The 6365-nt window shown below is 46.7% G+C and carries 3 protein-coding genes; all 3 read right to left on the bottom strand.

Going from position 1 to position 6365, the window contains the following annotated elements; genetic code table 11:
• Window positions 1–4928: non-ribosomal peptide synthetase (locus H583_RS0113925; RefSeq protein WP_028560979.1), on the bottom strand; the 4928-nt coding region annotated here is incomplete at its 3' end.
• Window positions 4903–5949, bottom strand: coding sequence for a fatty acid desaturase family protein (locus H583_RS32960; protein ID WP_245585915.1), 1047 nt, complete (start codon window positions 5947–5949; stop codon window positions 4903–4905). The genes H583_RS0113925 and H583_RS32960, both read right to left, overlap by 26 nt.
• A gap of 48 nt (window positions 5950–5997) precedes the next feature.
• Window positions 5998–6365: condensation domain-containing protein (locus H583_RS32955; RefSeq protein WP_036709688.1), on the bottom strand; the 368-nt coding region annotated here is incomplete at its 5' end.

Below are 6365 nucleotides of genomic sequence, written 5' to 3'. Positions count from 1 at the left end.
CCTGATGTATAAATCACATACACCAAATGATGCGGACGATGCCGCAGCTCCAGGTTCCCCGCCTCTCCCTGATACAGCTCCGGGTTCTGCAGATCCAGAACTTCTCCGTCATACGCCAGGCTCCCCATCAGGGAGCGCTGGGTCAGCATGATGCTGGCCCCGCTATCCGCCAGCATGTACAATGCCCGCTCTGCCGGCGCTTCCGGGTCAATTGGCACGTATGCGCCACCGGCTTTCAGAATGCCTATCATCCCGATCACCATTTCGATGGAACGCTCGACCCGCAGCGCTACCAGGCTGTCCCCGCATACGCCTTTGCTCCTCAGGATACGTGCCAGCTGATTGGCGCGGGCATTAAGCTCGCCATAGGTTAGCCGCTCATCCCCATAGACGACTGCAGTCTGGCTGCCAAGCTTCTCTGCCTGCTCCTCGAACAGCTCTACAACCGTCTTCTCCCGCGGATACGCAACCTGCGTGGCGTTGAATAACGCAATCATATGTGCTTCTTCTGCTTCGGATACCAGCTTCAGCTCTTTTAGCTGTTTTCCCGGATGTGCTGTAATTTGTTCTACGAGATAATTTAAATGGCGGGCTATGCGCTGAACTGTCTCCTTAGCAAACAAATCCGTGCTGTACTCCCATTCAAAATACAGGGCATCGTGATCTTGTGTAACCTGGAGTGTCAGATCAAATTTGGCAATCTTATAATCCATGGAGTAAGGAAGCAGTTCCAACTCGTCGAATGCTGTTGAGGACGGCTCCAGATTTTGCATCGTAAACATAGTATCGAATAAAGAATTCCGTCCCGCATTCCGGTCTAATTGCAATTGATCAACCAGTTCCTCGAACGGATAATCTTGGTGCTCATAGGCACGCAGCACATTTTCTTTAACTTCGAGCAGAAATTGCTGAAATGACTTGTTGCCTTGAGGAAAATGCCGCAGCGGCAGCGTGTTCGCAAACATTCCCATCACCCGCTCCAAATCTGGATGCGAGCGATTGGCGACTGGCGTACCTACAATGATGTCTTCCTGACCTGAATATTTGGCCAACAGCACGTTATACACGGCCAACAATGTCATAAATACTGTGCTTCCGTTGGACGTTGCCAACGCTAGCACCTTCTCCGACAAGCCCTGATCGAGATGAAGTGACACAATATCACCTGCAAATGTCTGCTTCACCGGCCTTGGATAATCCGTCGGCAACTCCAATACCGGCAGTTCACCTGAAAATGCATGCAGCCAATATGTTTTTTGCTGCTGCATGGCCCCTTCATGGATTTGCTCCTGCTGCCATACTGCATAATCCTTATACTGCAGCTTGAGCGGACCCAGAAGTTTGCCATTGTACAGCTCCATCCATTCCTTCATGAAGATAGACATGGATGCTCCGTCCGAGATAATATGATGCATATCCAGCATGAGCAGGTGCTCCTCCGACCCCAGCTTAATCAGACTTGCGCGGAAAAGCGGAACCCGTCCAAAATCGAACGGTTGAATAAAATGGGCGATGCGTGACTCCAGTTGCGTACCCTTCGCTTCATCAAAATCTATAGGAATATTCAGCTGTGGGTGAATACGCTGAATAAGCTCACCATCTATCATTTCAAATGAAGAACGCAGAGACTCGTGCCTCCCGATAACAGCTTGGAAGGCCTTGTTGAACCTTTCCGTATCCAGCTCTCCCTTAATGAGCGTCATACCGGGCATGTTGTAATTCTTCGAAGCAGCATCTAGTTGGCTGACTACATATACTCTTTTTTGCTGGGAAGATGCCGGGTACCATTCACGCTCTTCAACAGAGGCTAGAGCGGAATAGACTGATTTTTCAGATACCAGCAAATACTCCGCCATTTCCTTTATTGTCGGATGTTCAAATATAATTCGGACGGGGAGATTTCGCTCTAATTGTTTCTGAATACGTGCGCTCAGCGCAACAGCCTTCAGCGAATGTCCCCCTTGCTCAAAAAAATTGTCCATTCTTCCAAACTCTTTGTCCCCAAGCACCTCTTGCCAGGTGCGTGCTAATTGCTGCTCCATATAATTGGCAGGTGCTGCATATTTACCTCTGCTCAGGGGATCAGCCGATGGTTCTGGCAGAGCCCGATAGTCAATCTTGCCGTTTGCCGTCATCGGAAATTCATTCAGATAAACAAATGCTGCAGGAATCATATAATCAGGCAAGGTCTTGCCCAGGTAGCTTTTGATTTCGAGACTGTTGTGCACCCAGCCATCAGCTGTTAACAAATAGGCACACAAGTACAGGTCTCGGGCCGTGTCCTGTTTCGGTACAACAATCGCATCCCGGATCGATGAATACTGCAATAGCTTATGTACGATTTCGCCCGTTTCAATACGGTAACCGCGAATTTTGACTTGCTGGTCTGTACGTCCAAGATACTCCAGATGGCCGTCAGACCGCCATTTGACAAGATCCCCTGTCTTATACATTCGCTCCCCGGCATGATACGGATTTGGGATGAATGCAGCGTCGGTTAAATCCGGACGATTTAAATAGCCTTTGGCAAGACCATCACCTGAGACGTATAATTCTCCCGGTATGCCAACCGGCTGTAACTTGTAATGCGGATTCAATACATAGACACGGGTATTATCAATCGGCTTGCCTATCGGAATATTATGCATAGGATGTTCCAAGGAAAAGCTTGTTGTCACGACCGTATTCTCTGTCGGCCCGTAGTTGTTGACAATTGTGTAGGGGGTCGGCATATAATGATTCAGCTGTTCCCCCCCTGTCAGCAGAATACGCAGGGAACGATTGTCAAGTGCAATGAACTGCTCACAAAATTGAGTAGGAAGGAAACAAATGGTAATCTGATTTTGTTCAAAATAGCGGTTTAATTGAACCAGGTCCAGCCGTATTTCATCCGGAATCATATGCAGGGTTGCTCCGGCAGTTAGATAAGGGAATGTCTCCCACACGGAAGCATCAAATCCAAATCCTGCAAATTTAACCGTTTGATCATCAGGTGTAATTTTGAACTTTCTCTTGTGCCAGAAGCACAGATTGACCAGAGACTGGTGCGTAACCATGACGCCTTTGGGCGTTCCTGTTGAACCCGAAGTGTAGATCACATACGCCAGATCACCAGGCTTTGCCCCTGAAAAAGAACAGCCTGAAGGGGTCTGATACCACTTTTCATCGTCCAGACTAAGCTTTTCGCCTTCAAACACCAAATCCGTGCCAAGATGACTTTCATGAAGCAGAAGCCGTGCTCCGCTATCTTGAAGCATATATGCGATCCGTTCGGTCGGATATTCGGGATCAATCGGCAAATATGCCCCGCCAGCCTTGAGAATCCCCATCACCCCTGCAATCATATGCAACGAACGGTCAGCGATAATGGCAACAATGGTATTAGGCTTAACATTTCGTCTTTGCAGCTCTGCTCCCAACCGGTTCGCTCTCTCATTCAATTGTTGATAGGACAGGTTTCCCTGATTGGAAACTACCGCAATTTGATCAGGCTGCTGGCTGGCCATTTCTTCAAATAGCTCGATAACAGTTTTGGTGACAGGATAGGGTGCCGAAGTCCGGTTAAAGTCAAACAGCAAATGTTCTTGCTCCAAATCTGTTACAATATCCAAATCTATTAACTGAATATCCGGCTTTGCAGCAACCTGCTGCATAAGCTTGACCACATGAGCGCCCATCGCTTCGATGAACTCCCGGTCATACAAGGCTTCATTGTAACTAAATTTCACGAGCATTCGCTCACCTGGAGCGAGCATGACAGTGAAATTATAATTGGTCTGCTCAAATGCCTCAGATTCGGTGATCCGTACCCCGCCTGCTGCCCCTGCTTCCTGCTTATCACCAGCCGTGTTAAAGTTCTGAAACGCCAAAATATGCTGAAACAGCTCCTGCTTTACTCCGGATTGAGCCTGAATTTCAGCCAGTGAAGCATAACCATACTTTTCAGAGGCAAGTGATGCTTGTTGCAACTCTTTAATTAATTTGGTATACGTAAGCGTATTCCGGCTCTGGACACGAACAGGAATCGTATTTATAAATAAGCCGATTATATGCTCTACACCCTCAATTTCAGGAGGGCGGCCGGAAATAACCGATCCGAATATGACATCGTCCGTGTGGTTATAGCGCTGCAGCAGCACCCCCCAAATGGCCTGAAACACGATATTGAGTGTAACCTGGTTTTGTTTCGCAACTTCAACTAGTCTTTGGGTGACCTCCGCATCAATTTCGACGATCTGCTCTTCCAGGACATAGTCGCAAGCCCCTGGCTTTAATCGCTTCTGGTGCGGGATCAATGCCAGTTCACTATAACCGCTAATGTAATGCTTCCAATATTCCAGTGCTTCCTCTTTATCCTGCTTTTCCAGCCACTCGATATAATCGCTGTACGGGTATATCCGTTTCAAATTTAGGGGCAATTGGTTTTGTAGAGCATGATAGATTTGGAGCAGTTCATGGATAAGCGGCATCGTGCACCAGCCGTCAATTAGTAAGTGATGATTGCTCCAAATCATTTTAAATGTCTGTTGTCCCGTCTGGAACAGCGTTATTCGAATTAACAAATCCTTGGATACATCGAATCCTAATTGACGGTCTTCTTCCATTTCTTTTCTGACCAGCGCCTCTTGGCGCTCTTCCGGAAGCAGACTGATATCTTTATAGATAATGCCGGCTTTGCGCTGCTTGAGGACGATTTGTCTTGGCTTTTGAACCTTTTCCCAGATAAAGACGGTCCGGAATATGTCATAGCGCTCAATAAGCAGGTTAAAGCTCTGCTCCAGCAATTCCGGAACCACTTCCCCCTCGAGCGTTAGTGTCAATTGTTCAAAATAGGCTTGAGATTGCTGCTCATACAGGGAATGAAACAGCATGCCTTCCTGCATTGGCGTTAATGGATAAATTCTAGATATCTCTGTAGGTGCCGCCATTTTTCGCTCCCCCTATTTCTTCTTTTTCCTTCTGATTCAGCTTTCTGACGATATCATCAATGACCGATCGAAACCCGGGGAAAAAACTTTTGAAAAATCCGCTGCAATGATGAGCCTTCGCGTACTCTTCATTTTTCATTAACACCAGATGGGCTTTTTTCAAATTGTAATGCGGTATTGCAGGGAATAAATGGTGCACTATATGATAGGTATCATGATGAGGATAAAGAATAAGCCGTTCAATAACGTTTCCGTATGAATTTCGGCTCGAATAGAGAGGATCGCTCGTTTCCAGACCCGAGTGATCCGCGAGGTCCGACCAGAAGCGGATCACCGGGAAAACAACTGTCAACGGTACCAGCCAATACAGGATGAGATCAAGCCAAAAGTTATAATATACGGCCAAAAAGGTGACGATGGCCCAAAAAGCAAGCTTAAGCCCGTATTCAACCTTCGTTTGCAGCTTGGTTGAAAAGAGCTTCTTTAGCATAGAATATATATTTTTGGGCACGTTTAAGACGATAAAAAAACCGATTACATACTTGAAGAAAAAATGCAGTTTGGAAACACTTGCCTTATTAAGTCCCAAAGCCGTCAAGTGGCTCGTGTCCGGGTCCTGGTCGGTCCACAAATATTTGTGATGCTTATAATGGGATTGGCAGTAGTCAGTATAATTAGTAAACACAGGGAACGAAACAAAAATTGAGGTAACCCACTTATTTAACCACCGATTTTTAAACATCATGCCATGACTGGCCTCATGCATTAAATTATCAAGGCCTCGCATCCTTCCCCCAATCAGGATAACTGCCAAAATGTAAACATACACATTTTGGAAATATTGCGCTGCCGTGATGGCCAGCGCAATGAGCAACCAGTCGAGACCTAGAGAAAAAAAGTTGTACCAGTTGTTTTTTGCCTGCAGGGCGTTAATTTCATTTAAAATATTCTTGGAGAACAATGTCCTTGGATTTGTTTTCCGCTTAGGCTTCTCTTGTTGAAGTTTAACAATGGTTGTCAATATAAACTCCCCCAAACTAAATGGATTTCTGTTCTAAAGACCATCTATTTAAAGCGATTTAATGAAAGCGGTAATATCCTCTAACTCCTCAAGCGTCATCTCTTTATCTCCCAGATCACTTGGGGTCACATCCACATTCTCCTGCTGCAAGCAATGCTCAATCAGCGCCAGCAGCTTGCTCTTGTACCGTTCCGCCAATTCCGTTATCGTCTCCCGGTTATACTCCCGGTAATCATAGGTGAAATGCAGCGCGAGCTTCCCTTCCGACACCATGCCCGTAATGTCCAGCGTATGTTGCCGCTGTGCCTGCGCACTGATCGACGCTCCTACTGGCAGATGCGAAAATCCGAATAGCGACTCATGTTCCTTTGTCTGACCAAACTGACCCAAGTAATTGAAGCTGATCTCCGGCTGCC

This window comes from Paenibacillus pinihumi DSM 23905 = JCM 16419 (assembly GCF_000422505.1).
Taxonomy (GTDB): domain Bacteria; phylum Bacillota; class Bacilli; order Paenibacillales; family Paenibacillaceae; genus Paenibacillus_D; species Paenibacillus_D pinihumi.
The sequence above is the reverse complement of the archived record's forward strand: the minus strand, read 5'-3'. Positions and strand labels throughout refer to the sequence as shown.